Here is a 17,951-nt window from a genome sequence, read left to right on the forward strand (position 1 = left end):
TCGGCAGGCTTAAAGACTGGAGGCGCGTGGCGACCCGCTACGACCGATGCCCAAAGGTCTTCCTATCCGCGATCGCCCTCGCAGCTGTCGTCATCTATTGGTTATGAATCCTGACCCTAGAATGCCGTGGTCGAGATATGGTCGGAGCCGCTTCATGCGGGTCAAGGCGTAGCGTATCGCAACTGCCAGTGGCGATTTGCCGGATATGCTGGGCAGTTGGGCATGCAGCCAGGATTCGAGACCATCAAAGATCGGCTTCGCGCTGGCTTGTCTGATCCGGGCGCGCTTATCTGGCGGCGATCCCCGGGCCTCCTTCTCGACAGCATAGAGCTGCGCGATGCGCCGGATGACCTCGTCGGCGATGGCCGATCCCTGGGCCCTGTGGACGTCGACGAACTTGCGCCGGACATGGGCCATGCATGCAACCTCGTGGATGTCGCTGGACCGATAGATGTTCTCGAACCCGGCGTAGCCATCGGCGTGCATCCATCCCCGGTAACCTGCGAGATGATCCTTGGGGTGCTGGCCCTTCCGATCGGACGAGAACCGATACCAGCTGGCGGGCGGGGCATCGCTGCCCCAAGGCCGCTCGTCGCGCCCATAGACCCACAGCCGTGCTGGCCCTTTCTTGCCGGTGCCGGGCGCCAGCATCTTGACCGGCGTGTCATCCGCGAAGATTGCCTGTCCGGCCAGCACATGCCGCCTGATGGCATCGGCGAGCGGTTCCAGAAGCGCAGTGGACTTGCCGACCCAATCCGCCAGCGTCGAGCGGTCGAGGTCGAGCCCCTCGCGCTCGAAGATCTGGCTCTGGCGATAGAGCGGCAGATGGTCGGCGTATTTGGAAACGAGGACGTGCGCCAGCAGGCCAGGGCCGGGACGGCCGCGCTCGATCGGACGGGATGGCAAAGGGGCCTGCGTGAATGCCTCGCAGCCAGAGCAGGCAAAGCGCGGCCGCACGATCCGGTTCACGATGAACCGTCCTGGAACATATTCCAGCTCCTCAGTCACATCTTCGCCGAGGCGACGAAGAGTTCCGCCGCAATAGGCACAGTCCTCGTCGCCGGTGGTCAGCTCGATCTCCTGGCGCGGGATGTGGTCGGGAATGGGACGACGCTTCGGCTTGTCCTTCTCTTCCTCGTCCGGCAGGCGCAGCTTTGCGGTCATCTTTGCGATAGAGATCTCGGTTGCCTCGAGCGCCAGTTGAAGCTGCTCGATGGTCTCCGACGACGTGCCAAAGCGATGGCTGCGGTGACCGGCCAGCTGATGGCGCAGCTTCTCTATCAGCATCGCCTGCGACTTCACTTCAGCCAGCAGAAGCGCCGTGAACCGCCGCAGTTCCTCGGGGTCTTCGGGCAGGGATTTGGCCACGTCCAGCATGGCCAATCATACCAAAACAAGCGCGACACAGGAATCCCGAACGTGCTGTCGCGCCCGGTTTATCCGGCCTTGAGCGGCCTCCAGCTACGCCGCGGCAGGCGCCAGTCGATCCCTTCCAGCAGCATCGCCAGTTGCGCCGGCGTCAGCGCGATCTTGCCCTCCTTCGCAGACGGCCACACGAACCGGCCCCTCTCCAGGCGCTTGCTGAACAGGCATGCGCCCTGGCCGTCCCACCAGATGATCTTGATCAGATCACCGCGCCGACCGCGGAAGACGAACATGTGCCCGGCGAACGGGTCCTGCTTCAGCACTGTCTCTGCCTGTGCAGCGAGCGTCGTGAACCCGCGCCGCATGTCGGTCACGCCTGCCGCCTGCCATATGCGGGTGTTTGCCGGGACAGGGATCATCCGGACAGACCCCGGATCAGCCGGGCCAGCACAGCCACAAACCGCATCGTCGGCCGCGATGCCGCTTCCGCAATCGCCTCGGCATCGGCCATGTCGTTTTTCTGCCGCTTCACGAACGGCTTCACATAGGCTGGCGGGATCAGCCGCACTTCATGGCCGAGGTCGACGATCGCCCGGCCCCAGTGATGCGCACTGGCGCAAGCTTCCATGGCCACCACGCAAGGCGCCTGCGCCGCCATGAAGTTTAACAGGTGCGCCCGTGACAGCTTGCGGCGGAAGATCACTGTTCCGTCAGCTGCAGCGCCATGCGCCTGGAACACGTTCTTGGCCAAATCCAGGCCGATGATGCTAACCTCTTCCATGGACGCTCCCCTCCGTAGCGGTGCTTCAACACCCGCCACCATGGCACATCGATGCCGCCGGGGGGCGTCCAATCCATCGCTTACGGCTCTTCTGCGATGACAGGTTATCCGGAATGATCACCTCGCCGGGTCGCAGTGTCGGGGCCGGTCGGGCTTCGCCATGGAGCTCGGACAGTTCACGGTTCATGGCACCGTCGATCACCCAGGGGCGCATCCAGCCGGACATGGCGCAGGGCGGCGATGAAGGTCCGGGTGTTGCAGTGGCCGAAGGCGCATGGTGGACAAGGCGCGCCTTCTGGAGGCCATCCGGTGGTCCCGGCCATGTTCGTCTTCGGCGACGTCTCGTCGATGAAGCCGAGGCGCGTCGACGCGCTGCGCATGAACGGTTGGCGTCGCGTGATCCGGATATGGCGTGTCTGCCGGATCTCAGGCCGCTTCTGCTCGAGGGCTTGCAGGTCTTTTTGTGGGTCAGCCCGAGACCACTAAAACCTTCAGACTGAGACACGGTGAATGGCCATGCCGTGATGATCTGCAAGTTCGCCCATCAGGTCGTTCGGGGTCAGATCGGGCTTCGCCTTTATTCGCGCGGTGATCCGGTCCGCGACATTAACCAACCTTGTCCGGTCCCGTCACTCGCCATAGCTCCGCGTGTAAATCCGCGAGATGTGCTCAAGCGCCCTCGGAAGGGCTGCGCGCCAGAACATCCAGTCATGTTCGCCCTCGTGCACCTGAAAGCGGTGCCGGACACCCGCCCGATCCAGCGCGATATGGGCCGCGGCGTTTCCCTCGAAGAACGGGTCCTGCGCAGCAAGGTCGAGGTAGAGCCTGGGAATGCGGAGAAACGGCGTTGTGTCTATGCCGGAAAGGATCTCGACGGGGTCGTTCGTTCGCCAGGGTTCGTTCAGGCGGGCTTGACCTTCCAGACCTTCACCAAAAGCTCCGGCAAAACGCAGGTCGAAACCCGTCTGCTCCATTGTCGCCAGCTGCTGAGGCGTGCGAAGCGCCGCGCTGAGCGCCGCTGCTCCGGCGAAAAGGTCTGGCCGCAGAAGTTGGTTCAAGAGTGCCGCATGTCCCCCCATCGACAGGCCCAGCAACGCGCGCATCTGCCAGCTGCCGATGGCCTGGTGACGCGCCTCGATTCCCGGAATGAATTCCTCCAGAAACATCGTGCGCCAGCGGTAGGACCCATCGGCATCGTCGAGAAAATATGTCGCTCGCGGATCATCCGCCGGCCGCCGCCCGTCGGGGGCGACGGCAATGCAGGCGGGCATTCGGCGTTCGGCGATCATCTTGTCCAGCAGCACATCAACCCCCGCCATACGAAACCAGTCGGCGGGTTGTCCGTCGCCGCCGCCGTGGAGCAGATACAGGACCGGATAGCGTCGGTTGTCCTGCCGATAATTCGGTGGCAGGTAGAGCGAATAGCTCACAGGATGCCCCAGAACCCTACTTTGCAGGATCTGAGCCTCTTGCACGGTTCCGCCCCATGCGCGAGTGACCAGGAGTGGGGCAGCAAGGCCACCTGCAAGGATGGCCCGCCGTGTGGGTCGGATCGGGCGAGGGTTCTGCATTCGGTCTCCGTCAGAAGCTCCAGTTGTAGGACAGACTCAGAGAGCCGCCGTGGAACAGGTCGACATCGCTTGGCGACCGGTTCCAAGGCCAGCGGTTGTTGGAATAGTTGGAATAGCTCAACGTGACGCGAGGTCCGAACGTATAGCTGGCCGAATAGAAGAAGTCGGCATCGCTCTCGTCCTGCGCCCCGCTAGGATAGGCCAAGGCTATAAAGCGGACCATCAGGCGCTTCGTCACGCTGACGCCGCAATTAAGGCTGGCGTTGGTGGAACTTGAGGTCGAGACGCTGATGGACGCGGAACAGTCCAACGCCCGGCTTGGCAACCCCTTGGACCAGATCGGGACCCTGGGCAGCCGCCTGGAAAGTTGCAAGCGGCCGTCGCCCAGTCCCGCTAACGCCCGACCGGCGGTAAGCGCCGCGGTGTAGTTTGCATAGGTGAGCGTTACTCTGTCAGTAACGCGCCAGTTCAAGGCATAGCTGTAGGTTAGATCGCCGCCATGCTTGCCTGAGATCGGCAAGCTTGTCAGACCGCCGCTGAAGGTCAGCCGCGTCCCGAGACGCCCACTACACGACAGATTGGCCGAGATCTGGCCGAGGTCCGCGATGTTTTCCTGCCCCAGAGCGATTGCGCTTCCAAAGGTGCAGCGGGTCACCTTAAGGCGCGGGTAGAAGACACGGGTGGGGGACATGGGCCGGTGTGCCGCAGCGGCGGGTGGTGGCGTCGCGGGGGGCAGGCGACGTTCGGTGACACGAGGCAAGGACGTCGCGTAAGGCATCCGCGCCACCTGAAGCGGCCCGCGGACGGCGTCCCTGCTTGGGCGCGACAGCGGCAGAAGATTGGCACGATCGGAGCTGCCCCCTGGCGCAACTGCGCTTCCCCTCGTGCCAATGCCGGAGGCAGACGGACGCGGCAAGGGCCGCCTTTCCTGATCCCGCAATTCCGGCTCTGCTGGCGTTGTCACCGCTGACGAAGCGCCCTCAGTTTGCGCTTCGGCGCCCGGGCGATCTTCCGGTTGTTCGGGGGTCGCGGGGCCGGGCTTGGTTGCTAACTCGGGAACTGCTTCAGGTGCGTCCGGAGGGGTCGAAGAATCTGCGGCGGCCTGGCTGCCGGGGGGCGGGGGCTGCTGCGGGGGCAGAACGGACAAGTTCAGGGCCTGCGGCTCTCTGGGCGGCAGAGGGAGCGGCTCTGACGGATCGGGATCTGGTCCGAGAACTGGCGCATCAAGAGCGGGCGCGGATACCACGCTGCTATCTTCGGAAAACGGTCCCGCCGCCCGGCAAACAAGCACCTGTGAACCGGCCGCAGGCGCTCCGGAGCCTTCGGCGGCCGGAACTGCCCAACAAAGATAAGCCTGATCTCCGGCGGAGAGGGGAATCGAAGCGAGCGGTTGCCTTGACGGTCGCGGAGTTGCCGGAGCAACCTGGCGTCCTGCCGGTTGTTGGGGCTTTTGCGCAGGTTGAGGGCTTGATGGAGCCCCCTCGGTTGCGGGGGCAGGTTGCTGCCGCGACGTATCTGCCGAGATCGGCTGCAGTGCGGGATTTGACGGGGCGGCGGTTGTTGGCTGTGGAGACTCTTCCTCGGCCGGCTTGGCCGGAGGTGCCGCCGTTCCTGTCGCAGCCGCTGGCGGCTCGCGTGTCAGAACCCTCGGACTGGCGGACTGTCCCGGCGCGACCAAGGCTGGCGATGGAGCGGTCTGGACTGGTGGCGTTGCGGGGGCCGGTGACGCCCGCCCCGGCTGTCGCACAAGCGCGGAGGATTGATCTGCTGGAACCGCGGGTTGGTCCGGAGAGGAACCTGCATCAAACGCGGACGCACTCGGCGCGGCAGCCTCTGCAGGAGTGGCCGGCCCCGTCACGGGCACAGTGGCGGACCGAGACGCAGGCTCATTGCCGGATGGTGGCAAGACCGGGGCGGGTGCACGCGAGGGCCCTGGGCGCTCGCTCGCAGCGGCCAAAGCCCGGCTTGCGGATCCGGTTGCGGGTGCCGTGACGGGCGGTGGCGCTGGCGCGTCGCCGGCGGGTGATGGGGCCGAAGTGGAAGTCCGCGACGGCCCTGGTGCATCCGGATCTGCGGCCTTGGCCGGTGTCGTAGAGCCGGACACTGCCGCGGTGGTGGCGCGGCGGGATCCTGGCGCGGTGGTAGGACGTTCAGGGTCGGGTGGCGCATTTGCGGCCGCAGGGGTTCTCGTCGGCTCCGGCTCCAGCAGGCAGCTTGCCAGCTGTCGGGCGCGGGGTTGGATGTCAGCGGGAACGGCGCCGATATAGCGGTACCGGCATGTTCGGTCGGACGAGTCGCAAGCGACCTCGATCCGCCATGCCTCCATGTGCGGACCCAGTCCGATCATTCCCAGCCCGCCGGGATATACGCGGTAAGACAGGTCCCCTAGCCGGCCCTGCTGCCACCGGCCGGGAAAGCGGGCCGTGGGTATATCGGCGTGGCGCACCTCGACTGACGTCGCCCCTGCAGGGGGTACGGAGAAATCCGGACCGGGACAGGCTTGGTCGCTCAGCGCCGCCGCTGGCAGGAAAGCCAGCATCATAATGGTGCTGAGCAGCTGAGCTTTCACCGCTGCACATGCATCAGCGGTCCCGTGGCACGAAAGGCCTGTGCCGCAAGGACAGTGGCATTGGTATTTGCTGTGAACGACGAATTGACGCTGCCGTCGCTTTCATAGATCCCCTCGGGCCAGCCACGCTCGGGATCGGCGACGGCGATCACGGCCTCGACCATTTCCTGCGTGTAGTCCGTCGAGAAGAGCGCGTCCCACCCGAAAGCGGCCTTGGTCGACAGGGTCCGCAAACTGTCGATCCGGTCGCCTCCGAAGGTGAGGACAGCCCACGGCGCGCCTCCTCCCCAAACCGAGGCATAGGCGAAATGGGGCTCTTGCGTCAGGTGACCCTCGCTGACGCCGGTCAGCGTTCCCGTGTTGCGATAGCGCATCTCCTGCGCCCGATAGACGACAGTGCCGAAGACATGGGTCAAGGCATCGAAGCCGTATTCCAGACCGTCCAGCACATAGGGTTCGCTGGTCGTCAGGGCGGGCGTGCTGTTGCGGTTCAGTCGGGTGTCAACGGGAATCGGCACGCCCTCGACTTCGACGACCTGCAGGTTTCCGCTGACCTCCATGGCTGCCGTTGCATCGAAGCCCCAGAGCATCATGCCCTTGGCGGCGTAGCGTTCATAACCGACGCGGCCTTCCTGGTTCTCGCGAACGGAGCCGTCAATGACCGACGCGCCGTTCAGTTCGCCTTCCAGAACAACCCGGTCCAGATCCCACCCGTCCACAGTTCGGACAACCGCATCGGCCAGTCCAGGATAATGACGCTGAATGATCTCGAGCGCTGTCATCAGGCGGCCGATGTCCAGGGCCGACCATCCCAGCCCGACCGAGGTCGGACGATTGGCGTAGTCCACCATCTGCAGAGTACGGATGTCATAGGCCTTGTTGGGCAGGCTGTCCTCGAACAGCTGAAGGCGCGAGAGCGCGTCGACGGCCTTGGCCGCACGCGCCTCTGCCTCGGCTGCGGTGATGAGGCCGAGGCGCTCAGCCGAGACGATGGCAACAAGATAGGATGCGGTTTCCCACATGGTCGTCGACGGGTACTTGTCCACCGAGCCGGCAAGTCCCGTGTCCGGATCGGTGTTGTTCTCGAAGTACGTCCAAGCAATCTCCGCAAGATCGCGCGTCTGCTGGGACCGTCCCAGCCCGTCGGCCAGCGGCAGGGGAACGACCTCGTCGAAGACGGCAAGCATGTCGGTGTTCTCGGTGCGGATGTGGCCGGCCCTTTCCAGATAGAAGATGAGCGTGACGCCTGAAAGAAGGGCGATGATGAAGATGATGTGGCTGCGTGCCTTGATCAGGTTCGTCCTAAAGGTCATGAGTCACGATCTCCTGTCAGTTCCGGTTCGGGCTTCCATCGGGCGGCCCTAATGATGCCCGACATGGCAAGGCAATTGTTGACGCCCCAGAGCGCGTTGGTGACCACGCCGGTGATACTGTGGCCCGTGTCCGCCCAGATCAGCGCCCCCACGCCCCAGGCCAGCGCCGCCAGCGTCAGCAGCACCAGAGCGATCTGCGGACGCACCAGGCGGAGGTGGTTGCCCACTTGGCGGTCCTTTGGCGTGACGGGAAATGAAATCTTACGACCTGCCGCCACGGCGGCGATGGCCTGCAGACCCAGGGGGAAAAACGCAAGATAGCTGGACTTGCTGGCGTAGCCCGCGATGCCCCAGGTCCCGACCATCATCGACAGCTCCAGCGCGACAAGGAAGGCGATGGCGTGCAGGAAGAACGGCAGGGTATAGGCCGAGACGGGCGCGATCCCGGTGGCCAGGTAGATGATCGGCGCGACCAGAAAGACCACGTTCCACAGGGGCGCCAGGTTTGACCAGAAGGTCATCGCGTACATCAGCCGCTGCGCAAGCGTCAGGCCGCGCCGGAAGAGCGGGTTATCATGCACCAGGATGTCAAGCGCCCCGCCGGCATACTTGAAGCGCTGGACCGACCAGCTGAGCAGGTCCTGAGGCGACAACATGCGCGATTCGTAGGTCGGGTGCAGAACTGACTTCCAGCCCCGTTCCCGGTCGGAGTGCAGAAGGATCGAGGTGTAGATGTCCTCGGACACATGGAAGCGGTAGGGAGCCAGCACTTCGGCCACCACCGCCTCGGTCCGGATGGCCGACATCAACGACGGGTCGACCATTGGCTCCCGGCTGGTCAGGGTGATCTCTTCCTCGGCGGCGATGACGCGCTTTTCGACGCTGGCGGCAAAGCTGCGCAGCGCAGCCTCCATCACGGCCTCGCGCCGGTGGATCGATCCGGCCCCGCAGCAGAAGGACGCGTTGGCCCAGTTCCGGCGGCGCAGAATGACCTGATAGAACATCTCGGCATCGTTGACGAAAGGATCCTTGCCGATACGGATCTCTCCGAATATGCCCTCGACTGACCGCCCGAGAACGCGACCGGCGGCACCCAGCTTCTGCGACAGGCGTGCGGTCAGGGTCACTCCCTCGGGCAGGTCATAAAACCATTGCGGCGTCTGAACCCAAGCCATCTTCGGGTCGCGGAAGTAGCCAAGCGTGTGCTCGAGGATCGTCGGAAATGGACGGGTATCGGCATCGAGAATGACGATGAAGTCGCCCGAGGTCTGCTCCATCGCGTGGCGCAGGTTTCCGGCCTTGAAGCCTTCGTTGGTGGCGCGGGTGATATAGTTCACGCCCTCCTCGGTGCAGACCTGCCGCATCTCGGGCCGGCGCCCGTCGTCGCAGACATGGATGCGGATGTCGATCGGATGCGGATAGGTGATCCGCTTGGCGTCGCGGACGCCCAGCCTGACCAGTTCGGGGTCTTCGTTGTAGGTGGCGAAGAACAGGTCAATCACCAGCGGCCGGTCGGGCGCGGTCAAGTCGTTGCTGCCCGGCGCGACCGTCTGGTGCAGGGACGCCACCGGTGTCGGAACGGTAACAGGCTGGTCCTTCCACAGGTTGAAGATGAAGAGCAGCAGACCGACATAGGCGCAGGTTTCGGCGACAACCAGCGGGACTGCGAACCACATGGCGTCAGGGTTCAGCGACTCCGTCCAGCGCCACCAGACATACCAGCCGCCGACAAGTGCGGTGATCGTGGCAAGCGCCTGCCACAGCATCTCTCTGGCAGCCGAGTACGGCAGGGGCTCAGGCGGGCGTCGGTTTTCAAAGCGGCGGAAGTAGTCGTCCATGCTCAGCCTCTCTGGACGTGTTTCTGGCGCCGCGCTTCCCACGGGGTGGGACCAAGGCCGATGGTCCAGGCCAGCGGGGTGAACCGCGAAAGTCCCACCGCCAGAAGCAGGGCGGCAGGCAGGACAAGGATGAAGCGGCTGACGACGACCATCCACGGCGACATGGCCGGCGCGATGCCGATGCTGAGGACGATGGCATCGAAGATGTCGATCACCAGCGGGTGGACCAGATAGACGCCAAAGGTGTACTGCGCCAGCCAGCTCCAGCGTGGTGACCAGTCCTGGTACTGCGCCCCCATGAAGAGCGAGAACATCAACAGAGGCATCAGGAAGTGGCCGTAGAAGGACCAGTTCTCTCGCACCCCCCATGACCCGGTAAATAGCGCCGCGCCGAAGAAGGGCACCGTCGCCAGGTAGGCCATGCCCGCGAAATAAAACGCGCCCTTGCGGATCAGGCGCGATTCACCGCGCGGAATGCCGTCACGCCACAGCCCGTAAAGGGCGAAGGCTGCCAACCCATAGCCAACGTATCCCATGACCTTGGTGGCGCGGATCAGGTAGTCGCGCAGGTCGGGATCCAGCCCAAGGCTCCAGATATAGTCTTGGATGTGATGCATGGCCCCGAGGGTCGCGAAAAGCGTGATGCCCAGGATAGGAAATCGCAGCGCCAGCCGCATGACCGGGTAGAACAGGAACAGCAGGAACAGCGTCGGCAGGAAGTGCATGTGATACTGGGACTTGCCCAGGATGAAGAAGCCCAGCCAGGCCTGGGGCTCGGCCAACTGGGCCCATATCTGGGGCGCATAGCCCACGACATCGGCCTTCAGCAGGCGGAAGAAGGCATAGAACACGGTCCAGAAGGCGAACGGGATCAGCAGGCGGCGGGCCTGTTCGCGGATGGCATGGCCATAAGGCGGGCTGCGCCGGTCGATGCGCATCGCCATCAGGAACAGCGAGAAGAAGAAGAACATTTCCGAGCCCGAGAACTCGGCCACCGAGCGCAGGAACACTGGCACGATCCGCTCCTCGGGGGGCACATTGGGGAAGACGCCGCCCGAGAAGTCCGTCGTACAATGGATGAGCACGACACCGATCGCGGCCCAAACGCGGTTGGCGTCGAACCAGACATGGCGCGGTTTGGCTTGCTTTTCCATCACGGTCCTCCGGGAACGGGGCACTGGCTGACTCGGGCGGAAATCGGCGCCGGTGGCGGCAGGTCATGTTCCTCGAGGCTGCATTCGGTCGCCGCGATCGTGCCGTCCGCCTGAGGGACGGGGCGGCAGTAGAGGAACTCATCAACCGGGACTGGCGGCTGAACCGGAAGCGCCTGGCAATTGCAGCAGACGGTTTCCGGGCGGGGCTGCGGCAGGCATCGGTTGGTGCGGGTTTCCTGGTACTGATACGCTGTATCCCAAAGCTGCGTATTGTTGTTCAGGCGGTGCAGGATCGGCCCCTGCACCTTGTAAAGCAGGGCGGCCAGGATGATGCCGTTGTTGTTCGCGCTCTGGACCGGAATGTAGCCGTTGCCGTTCTCGTAGAGGCCCTCGTAGAAGCCGCCGTCGTCGGCCGAAAGATCCCCTACCGCGTCCAGCAGAAGGTCGGTATATGGCGTCTCCCACAGCGCCCACATGCCGATCGCGGCCTTCGAGGCGATGGCCGCGCGGTCGGGCTGATAGACGTCACTGGGGTCCAGCGTGTGCCAGGCGAAGCCGTTGGCCCAGATGGAGTCATAGACGAAGAAGGGCTGGCCTTCGACCTGATGCTCGGACTTGGCGGTCAAAATGCCGGTCTGCTCGAACCGGCGTTGCTGGACCAGATAGATGCGGTTGGCGAACTCGGCCCGCCAGCCCTGCGTGGCAAGCCCCGGCCGCCCGGCCTGGCGGTCGCCCGGCAGCTTCCAGCCCAGTTCCAGCCCGTCCAGCAGATAACTTTCCGTCAGCACGTAGTTCATGTTCTGGAAGACACGCGGGTCGCGGGCGTCGATGGGAACGCGCACGTCGTAAATCTCGGTAAAGGTGACGGGTTCGGGGGACAGCGCGGCAGAGACGTCGAAATCCCACAGCGCAAAGCCCTTGGCGGCGTATTCCTCGTATCCCAGGCGGCCCTCCTGGACGTATCGCGTCTCTCCCTCGCCAGTCACGATCGAGCCGCGCATACGGCCGTCATCGGTGATTGCGTTGCAGAAGTTCCAGCGCAGCACGGTGTTGTCGATGCCGGGGGCGAGATAGGGATAACGCTCCTTCAGGATCTTCAGCCACACCAGCAGCCGCCCGATGTCGAGGACCGAGAACCCGACCTCGCCCGGCTGGTTGGCATAGTTCACCTTCTGACCGGTCTGGGTGTTGTAGACTTTGTTGGGCAGTTCGCGCTGGAACAGGTCCAGGCCGCGCAGCGTGCCGATCAGCTGGTTGACGCGCAGGTCGAAGGTCCGCTTGTCGATGATCCCAAGCTCGTAGGCGGCGACGAGCCCGCTGATATAGGACGCGGTGTCCCACATCGTTGTTGACGGGTAGGACCCGACCGCGTTCACGAGACCTGTTTCTTCCTGGTAGGTATTCTCGAAATAGGTCCATGCCGTCTCGGCCATCTCCCGCTCACGCGGGGTCAGAGGGCCGTGGCGGCCAAAGTGAGCGGCGAAAGCGGGGTCATCGGCGGGGGCCGGTTCGTTTTCGGCAACTTCAGCGGCAGGAGCGTCGTCAGCTTCAGGTGTCGGGCCCTCGGCTTCGGGCGCCGCATTGTCGGCCCCGAACAACTGGTCGAAGAGGCTCGGTTCGCCTTGGCCGGTCGGCGCGCCTTGCCCCATCAGCAGCACAACCGCCGCCGCTGCAACAATGACTGACGAGAATTGGGAGCGGGTCATTGATCCTCCATCAAGGCAGCGGTCGGTTCTGCTGTCCGGTCGAAGGCTTCGGCCGCTTGCGTCAACGCGGCTTCCAGATCGCTCACGGCCAGCGCAACGTCGGGCAGATCGTCGGGGACTGCGGTCGAGGCCTGAAGCGCAGTCTCGTGGCGACGGGCCAGCGCGGCGACGTCAGAGGCGCCAAACGTGGCCGCGATACCGACCACGGAATGGCAGGCGCGAACCAGTGTCGCGTGATCGTCGACTCTGCCTGCCACGGCGTCCTCGATGATAGACCGCAGGCGTGCCAAGTCCTTCAAGCTTGCCTGCACCAGCATCGGCACGTTTTCGGGGCCGATCTCCTCTGCCAGTTCTGCCAGCCGGCCCTGCAGACCAAGATCGCGCGGGGCCGCGCCTGCCCGCGCCGCGGCGGTGGGCGCGTGATCGACTGGCTTCCACCGGCTCAGCGCGCGGCGCAGCGTCTCAAGTTCCAAGGGCTTTGTCAGAACCTCGTTGCAGCCGGCGGACAGGCAGGCCTTGTGCTCCGTCTTGCCGGCATGGGCCGTCAGGGCAAGGATGGGAATGGAGGCCTGGGGGCCGTCCATCTGCCGGATGCGACGAGTTGCCTCGATCCCGTCCATCCCGGGCATCGAGATATCCATCAGTAGCAGATCAAATTTCTTGCGCCCCACGGCCTCCAGCGCGGCGATGCCGTCCTCGGCGAAGTCGACGTCCTGTCCCAGGCGGTTCAGCATCGAGCGCGCGACAAGCCGGTTCGTGGCGTTGTCCTCGGCGACCAGGATCGACAGCCGCGGCAGGCCGGCCTCGGGGCTGGCGGATGCGGTATCTGGGTCGGGCTCTGCCGCGGCTGTCTCCAGGTCCAGCCAGAATGATGACCCCTGGCCTGGCTCGCTGATGAAGCCGATTTGCCCGTCCATCAATTCTGCAAGCGACTGGCTGATGGCAAGGCCAAGCCCGCTTCCGCCGAAGCGGCGCGTATAGGACGTATCCAATTGGTTGAATCGGCCGAAGACCTGCTGGTGGCGGTCCGGAGGAATGCCGATCCCGGTGTCGGTGACGCAGAAACGCAGCCATAGCCGATCCGCCGTGGGCTGCCGATCCGGGACGGGGCCCACGTCCAGCTTGACCGAACCTTTATGCGTAAACTTGACGGCGTTGCTTACCAGGTTGGCTAGGATCTGCCGGATGCGGAGCGGATCGGCGTTGATCCAAAGTGGAAGATCCTCCCGGATCTGTGCTGTCAATGCGAGGCCCTTGGACTTCGCGGTCTCTGAATAAAGATTGACGACCTCGCTCACCAGCGGGCGCAGTTCGAAGGGGCGCTCCTCAAGTTCCATTCGCCCCGCCTCGATCTTGGACATGTCCAGGACATCGTTCAGGATCACTAGAAGTGCTTCGGCACTTGTGCGGGCGACGCGGACTTGTTCGCGCTGCCGATCGTCAAGATCCGTGGCCTCGACTGCGCTCAGCATCCCCAGAACACCGTTCATGGGTGTTCGCAGTTCGTGGCTCATCACGGCCATGAAGTCCGACTTGGCGGCGTTGGCGCGTTCGGCCTCGCTCAAAGCATCGCGCATGGCCCGCTCTTGCTCGATGTCGCTGGTCACATCCTGAAGGGACCCCGTCAGCATGTCCGGCGCACCTGCGTCATCATAGCTCATCTCTGCGGTGCCGCGGATGAAGCGTAGGGTCCCGTTGGGGTGCACGACGCGGCAGTCGAAATTGGCCTGCCGCTCACCCCCGGCGGGACCGCCCCGCAGAAGATCCGAGAAGATCGCCTGAACCTCGGCGAAGTCGTCCGCATGGACAATCTGCCGCAGCGGGCGCGGGCCCTCGGCCGGATCGCAACCCAGCACCACGTATAACTCGGACGACCAGGTCGTCCTTCCGGTCGCGTAGTTGTGCCGGAAGCTGCCCAGATGCGCGATCCGCTGCGCCGCAGCCAAGCTCCGCTCGCTTTCACGGAGGGCCCTTCGAGCTTGGGCCTCAACGGTGATGTCGCGGACGGTGGACATCATGCTGTGCGGCGTGCCGTCCGGATTGGCGGTCAGCTCGGACTGAACCTCCAACTCGATGACCATGCCGTCGGTCCGCACGGCGCGGAAGTTCAGGTCGCGTCGCACAGGGACGTTCGTTTCAGCCGAACGGGCGAAGGCTTCGCGTTCGCTCTCGATGACGCTCTCCGCATCGGCGGGCAGAAGCAGAGCTTCGAACTCGGCTCCCGTCATTTCTCCATGTGAATCGAGGCCATAGATGCGAGCAAATTCCGGCGACCAGGTCACGGTGTCGGTTTCATAGATCCGCCGGACATTCCCCACATGAGCGATCCGCTGCGCCTCGGCAAGGTCACCCATGACCGTGTTCAGCGACGCTTCTGCGCGGCGCAGCACGCGGTGCTGCATCCAAAGCCCGATCAACGTCAGGACACCGACTGCCAGCAGAAACAGCGCCAGCCGCTGCGCCACCACGATGGCGCGCGTCAACTGCGAACGGTCATTGGCCGTGATCTGCCCCAGGCGGCGGAACGCGTTCAGCAGATAGCGGTCGATGGTGGGGAGGTCCGCCTCCAGTCGAACGATGACGCGGTCACGCAGGGCTGGGCCATCTGGGTTTGCATCCTGCAGCTGCGCGGCGATCTGGACAAGCCGGTCGCGGCTGCGCCGCAGAGGTTCGGCGTTTTCCGGAAGCATGCCGATCGCTCCGGGATAGGCCAGCACCACCCCCAGTCTGTGCGCAAGAAGCTGGGCGCGCTCGTCGAACTGAAGGCCCAAGGCTTCGGACGGCTCATCGCCTGTCAGGCGTGCGGCCTGCCAGTCCGCGATCGCGTTCCTCATTGCGTCAATGCTCAGGTGCAACTCGAAGAGCTCGTTGCGCATCGAGGTCCTGTCGGCGGTCTCCATGTTGCGCGACAAGACGAATGGCGCCAGAGCCATGGCCAGGAAGACGGCGCCGACCACAGCGATCAGGCACAGGTTCATCAGGCGCTTCTGCCAGACAGGGATGATCCGGCCGCTTCTCATTCTACACCCCTGACGGTGAAGCGCAGCGTCATGCAGTTCGAACGCCCGGCTGATCGATAGTCGAGAGCGTCCGACAAGGCCTTGATCAGCGGGATACCACGGCCGCTCTCCTCCAGCGGATCGACGTCAGCGATATCAGGCGAAGACTGGAGCAGGTTTGGTGGAATCGGCGGGCCGGGATCGCGGATTTCAACATCGACCTGTTCCGGCGCCTTGCGGACGAGCAGGTCGATCGTTGATTCGGCCGGCAGGTCGCCGTGCAGGACGATGTTGGTCATTGCCTCGGTGACCGCGATCTCCAGACGTATCATGCCTTCGATGGGAAGGGCGTCAGCCGCAAAGGCGCACAGATCTGCCATGGCCGTGTCGACTGCCTCCAGGCTGCATTCGACAAGGAGGGCCCGGCTTTGCATGGCTAACCATCCAGTGCGGCAGTGGCTGCATCGGGGTTGGGAAAAATCTGAAACACCTTCTCCATCCGGGTCACGCGGAACATCTGCCGGACTGCATCCGACAGCCCGCAGACGACCACTTCGCCGCGGTTCCCGACCTTCTTCAAAAGGCCGACGATCGCTCCCAGCCCCGAAGAGTCGACGAAACGGACGTCTGAGAGGTCAATGATGATCCTGTTGTTGCCTTCGTCGACCAACTGCGAGGCCTCGCGGCGGAAGTCGTTGGCGCCGAGTGCGGTCAGCCGGTCCCCTTCTGGCCGGATGACGCAGATGCCGTTGGTTCGGACTTGTGAGTAGATCATGCCGCAGGGCTCCTTGCCAATGCGAGAACGGTAAGGTCGTCTTCCAGCGGCTGGCCACCCCGCCATTGCGACAGGGCGGACATGATAGCGTTCGGCAGGGACTCCACGTCCTTGTGCGAATGGCTTGCCACCAGGCCGCGCAGCCGATCCTCTCCGAACGCGATGCCGTCAGGGGTCTCGGCCTCGATGGCACCATCGGAACAAAGGATCAGGGCATCTCCCGCGCTCAAGGCGACCACCTCTGTTTCGAACTCTGCGGGGTTCAGCAGCCCGACGGGAAATCCGCCGTCGCCCACGATCTCTGTCGTTCCGTCTTCCCGGGCGAGGATAGGACTGGGATATCCCGCCTGACAGAAGAACAGTCGCTCGCTTGTTCGGTCGAGAACACCGCAGAACATCGTGAAATAGTCGGTTCCGTCATCGCGATAGAACCTTTCGTTCAGGTCGCGGGCCATCGCCGCGGGATCGACCGCGTCAGAGGCCGAGACGACTTGGCTGGCGAAGTACTGCGATGTCACGAGATGCCCGATAGCAACCGAAAGCAGCGCAGCATGGACGCCGTGGCCTGCGACATCGACGACATAAAAGCCCAGCTTGTCCGGCGACAGCTGGAAGTATCCGAACATGTCGCCCGAGACATAAGCCGATGGCTGGAACGCAGATCCGAACCGACAGCCTTAATTGACGCGCGTCTCGCCCGGTAACAGCCGGCGCTGCGCCTCGGCAGCGACGTGCAGGTCGTGTTCGATCCGACCCTTGGCCAACTGCAGGGCGCGGTTCTTTTCCCACAAGGCAAGTTCGTGATCGACAAGACGGGCGGCCGCGCGGATCCGTACGGTCAGGACCGCCGAATCCAGTGGCTTGGTCATGAAATCATCCACGCCCGCCTCGAGCGCCAGCCGCCGCTGCTCGGCCTGACCGGCCGAGGTCAGCATGACGATGTGGATATAGCGCCCCAGATCGGCCGCGCGGATCTGCCGCGTAACCTCGTGACCGTCGAGGCCTGGCATGTCGAGATCGCAGACGAGGATGGATGCGCCACTGCTCTTGACCAGTTCCAAAGCTTCAAGCCCGTCCTTGGCCAGGATCGGCGTGAACCCGATCCGGCTGATGACGGAGGATGCAAAGATGCGTTGGGTTGCGTCATCGTCCGCGATGACCACCTGTTCAGAGGCAAGCATCTTCCTTGGTGCTTTCTGATCGAATGGCATTCAATACACTTGAGGCACGAAATGAAGTTACATCTCTAAGTTTATATTTATAACTCTTAACAATCCAGGGATGTTCCTGTCGATACGGAATTATGGAAGATGCGGCAGCACCTGTGCTCCGACTGATCTGCCCCCCGGCGGTCGTTCTTCATAACGAGAGGCTGCCGGTTTGTGCGCTGCCTCTTGTTTTTGGACCGTTCGAAGCCGGAGTTTTCCAGTTCTTCGCGAGCCTAAAACCGTGAGGTTTCGGTTTGTCGAAAAACAGCGTGGAGCCTTCTCGGTCGACCTCCTTTGTCGTGTGATCAATGTCAGCCCGCGTGGCCTGCGAGCTTTCCGCAGCCGCCCGGCTAGCCGTAGGCAGCACATGGACATGGTGGTTCTGGCGCACATCAAGGAGCAGTCGCGGCTGAGCCTGGGCAGCTACGGTCGGCCCAGGATGACCGAAGAACTCAAGGAGGTTGGCGTTGATGTGGGGCACCGGCGTATCGGGCGGCTGATGCGCGAAAACGGGATTGTGATTGATGGAACACGCAGATTCAAAGCGACCACTGGGAGTGTCCTGAACTTTGTGTATCTGGCCCGGTCCATGCCGTTTGGGACACTCAAGCGTCGAAGCGTTCGCTAAACGTTATGGCGAACTGATTGCGGACTGCGAACCACTCGCGGACA

At 63.8% G+C, this 17,951-nt stretch carries 13 protein-coding genes and 3 pseudogenes; 2 read left to right on the forward strand and 14 right to left on the reverse strand.

Annotation, left to right across the window (positions count from 1 at the left end; all coding sequences use genetic code 11):
- Positions 1-107: pseudogene (locus tag OC184_RS16275) on the forward strand (IS5/IS1182 family transposase); the annotation flags it as partial.
- On the opposite strand, the gene tnpC reads toward OC184_RS16275, so the two are convergent.
- The 14 genes and pseudogenes from tnpC to OC184_RS16345 all read right to left on the reverse strand — a co-directional run bounded on the left by tnpC (position 91) and on the right by OC184_RS16345 (position 17,252).
- Complete coding sequence (gene tnpC / locus OC184_RS16280) at positions 91-1,377, reverse strand: IS66 family transposase (protein ID WP_265508223.1); 1,287 nt, start codon at positions 1,375-1,377, stop codon at positions 91-93. The pseudogene OC184_RS16275 and the gene tnpC sit on opposite strands and share 17 nt — an antisense overlap.
- Positions 1,378-1,436: 59 nt before the next feature.
- A complete protein-coding gene (gene tnpB, locus OC184_RS16285) occupies positions 1,437-1,784 on the reverse strand; it encodes an IS66 family insertion sequence element accessory protein TnpB (RefSeq protein ID WP_265508224.1) in 348 nt (115 codons plus the stop codon).
- Between the two features lie 8 nt (positions 1,785-1,792).
- Positions 1,793-2,146, reverse strand: a pseudogene (locus tag OC184_RS16290) (IS110 family transposase); the annotation flags it as partial.
- Between the two features lie 629 nt (positions 2,147-2,775).
- On the reverse strand, positions 2,776-3,717 hold the full coding sequence (locus OC184_RS16295; protein ID WP_265508225.1) for an alpha/beta hydrolase: 942 nt from the start codon (positions 3,715-3,717) through the stop codon (positions 2,776-2,778).
- 10 nt (positions 3,718-3,727) lie between these two features.
- Positions 3,728-4,408 (reverse strand): hypothetical protein, encoded by a 681-nt coding sequence (locus OC184_RS16300; protein WP_265508226.1) that lies wholly within the window; start codon positions 4,406-4,408, stop codon positions 3,728-3,730.
- A gap of 1,874 nt (positions 4,409-6,282) precedes the next feature.
- Positions 6,283-7,599 carry a DUF3131 domain-containing protein gene (locus tag OC184_RS16305; protein WP_265508227.1) on the reverse strand — a complete coding sequence of 439 codons (1,317 nt, stop codon included), beginning with the start codon at positions 7,597-7,599 and terminating at the stop codon, positions 6,283-6,285.
- The gene (locus OC184_RS16310; protein WP_265508228.1) at positions 7,596-9,437 is read right to left on the reverse strand and encodes a glycosyltransferase; all 1,842 of its coding nucleotides are present in this window, start codon (positions 9,435-9,437) and stop codon (positions 7,596-7,598) included. The genes OC184_RS16305 and OC184_RS16310 overlap by 4 nt, the downstream gene beginning before the upstream one ends.
- 2 nt (positions 9,438-9,439) lie before the next feature.
- Positions 9,440-10,591 (reverse strand): acyltransferase, encoded by a 1,152-nt coding sequence (locus tag OC184_RS16315; protein ID WP_265508229.1) that lies wholly within the window; start codon positions 10,589-10,591, stop codon positions 9,440-9,442.
- Entirely contained in the window at positions 10,591-12,297 is a 1,707-nt protein-coding gene (locus OC184_RS16320; protein WP_265508230.1) for a DUF3131 domain-containing protein, read from the reverse strand. The genes OC184_RS16315 and OC184_RS16320 overlap by 1 nt, the downstream gene beginning before the upstream one ends.
- The gene (locus tag OC184_RS16325; RefSeq protein ID WP_265508231.1) at positions 12,294-15,317 is read right to left on the reverse strand and encodes a hybrid sensor histidine kinase/response regulator; all 3,024 of its coding nucleotides are present in this window, start codon (positions 15,315-15,317) and stop codon (positions 12,294-12,296) included. The genes OC184_RS16320 and OC184_RS16325 overlap by 4 nt, the downstream gene beginning before the upstream one ends.
- On the reverse strand, positions 15,314-15,730 hold the full coding sequence (locus OC184_RS16330) for an ATP-binding protein (RefSeq protein ID WP_265508232.1): 417 nt from the start codon (positions 15,728-15,730) through the stop codon (positions 15,314-15,316). The genes OC184_RS16325 and OC184_RS16330 overlap by 4 nt, the downstream gene beginning before the upstream one ends.
- Before the next feature lie 2 nt (positions 15,731-15,732).
- Positions 15,733-16,071: an STAS domain-containing protein gene (locus OC184_RS16335; RefSeq protein ID WP_265508233.1), complete on the reverse strand. Its 339-nt coding sequence runs from the start codon at positions 16,069-16,071 to the stop codon at positions 15,733-15,735.
- On the reverse strand, positions 16,068-16,697 hold the full coding sequence (locus tag OC184_RS16340; protein ID WP_265508234.1) for a PP2C family protein-serine/threonine phosphatase: 630 nt from the start codon (positions 16,695-16,697) through the stop codon (positions 16,068-16,070). The genes OC184_RS16335 and OC184_RS16340 overlap by 4 nt, the downstream gene beginning before the upstream one ends.
- A 51-nt stretch (positions 16,698-16,748) precedes the next feature.
- Complete coding sequence (locus OC184_RS16345) at positions 16,749-17,252, reverse strand: response regulator (protein WP_265508235.1); 504 nt, start codon at positions 17,250-17,252, stop codon at positions 16,749-16,751.
- 238 nt (positions 17,253-17,490) lie between these two features.
- Here OC184_RS16345 and OC184_RS16350 point away from each other — a divergent pair.
- A pseudogene (locus tag OC184_RS16350) lies at positions 17,491-17,838 on the forward strand (IS3 family transposase); the annotation flags it as partial.
- Positions 17,839-17,951 lie beyond the last annotated feature (113 nt).

Origin of the sequence: Paracoccus rhizosphaerae (genome assembly GCF_026162645.1) — a bacterium.
GTDB classification, from domain to species: Bacteria; Pseudomonadota; Alphaproteobacteria; order Rhodobacterales; family Rhodobacteraceae; genus Paracoccus; species Paracoccus rhizosphaerae.

Excerpts from the sequence above, each read along its gene's own strand:
- OC184_RS16305 (WP_265508227.1), bottom strand. The coding sequence starts at position 7,599 with ATGACCTTTAGGACGAACCTGATCAAGGCACGCAGCCACATCATCTTC.
- OC184_RS16330 (WP_265508232.1), bottom strand. The coding sequence starts at position 15,730 with ATGCAAAGCCGGGCCCTCCTTGTCGAATGCAGCCTGGAGGCAGTCGAC.
- OC184_RS16300 (WP_265508226.1), bottom strand. The coding sequence starts at position 4,408 with ATGTCCCCCACCCGTGTCTTCTACCCGCGCCTTAAGGTGACCCGCTGC.
- OC184_RS16315 (WP_265508229.1), bottom strand. The coding sequence starts at position 10,591 with ATGGAAAAGCAAGCCAAACCGCGCCATGTCTGGTTCGACGCCAACCGC.
- OC184_RS16335 (WP_265508233.1), bottom strand. The coding sequence starts at position 16,071 with ATGATCTACTCACAAGTCCGAACCAACGGCATCTGCGTCATCCGGCCA.
- OC184_RS16310 (WP_265508228.1), bottom strand. The coding sequence starts at position 9,437 with ATGGACGACTACTTCCGCCGCTTTGAAAACCGACGCCCGCCTGAGCCC.
- OC184_RS16325 (WP_265508231.1), bottom strand. The coding sequence starts at position 15,317 with ATGAGAAGCGGCCGGATCATCCCTGTCTGGCAGAAGCGCCTGATGAAC.
- OC184_RS16345 (WP_265508235.1), bottom strand. The coding sequence starts at position 17,252 with ATGCTTGCCTCTGAACAGGTGGTCATCGCGGACGATGACGCAACCCAA.
- OC184_RS16295 (WP_265508225.1), bottom strand. The coding sequence starts at position 3,717 with ATGCAGAACCCTCGCCCGATCCGACCCACACGGCGGGCCATCCTTGCA.
- OC184_RS16340 (WP_265508234.1), bottom strand. The coding sequence starts at position 16,697 with ATGTTCGGATACTTCCAGCTGTCGCCGGACAAGCTGGGCTTTTATGTC.
- OC184_RS16320 (WP_265508230.1), bottom strand. The coding sequence starts at position 12,297 with ATGACCCGCTCCCAATTCTCGTCAGTCATTGTTGCAGCGGCGGCGGTT.
- tnpC (WP_265508223.1), bottom strand. The coding sequence starts at position 1,377 with ATGCTGGACGTGGCCAAATCCCTGCCCGAAGACCCCGAGGAACTGCGG.
- tnpB (WP_265508224.1), bottom strand. The coding sequence starts at position 1,784 with ATGATCCCTGTCCCGGCAAACACCCGCATATGGCAGGCGGCAGGCGTG.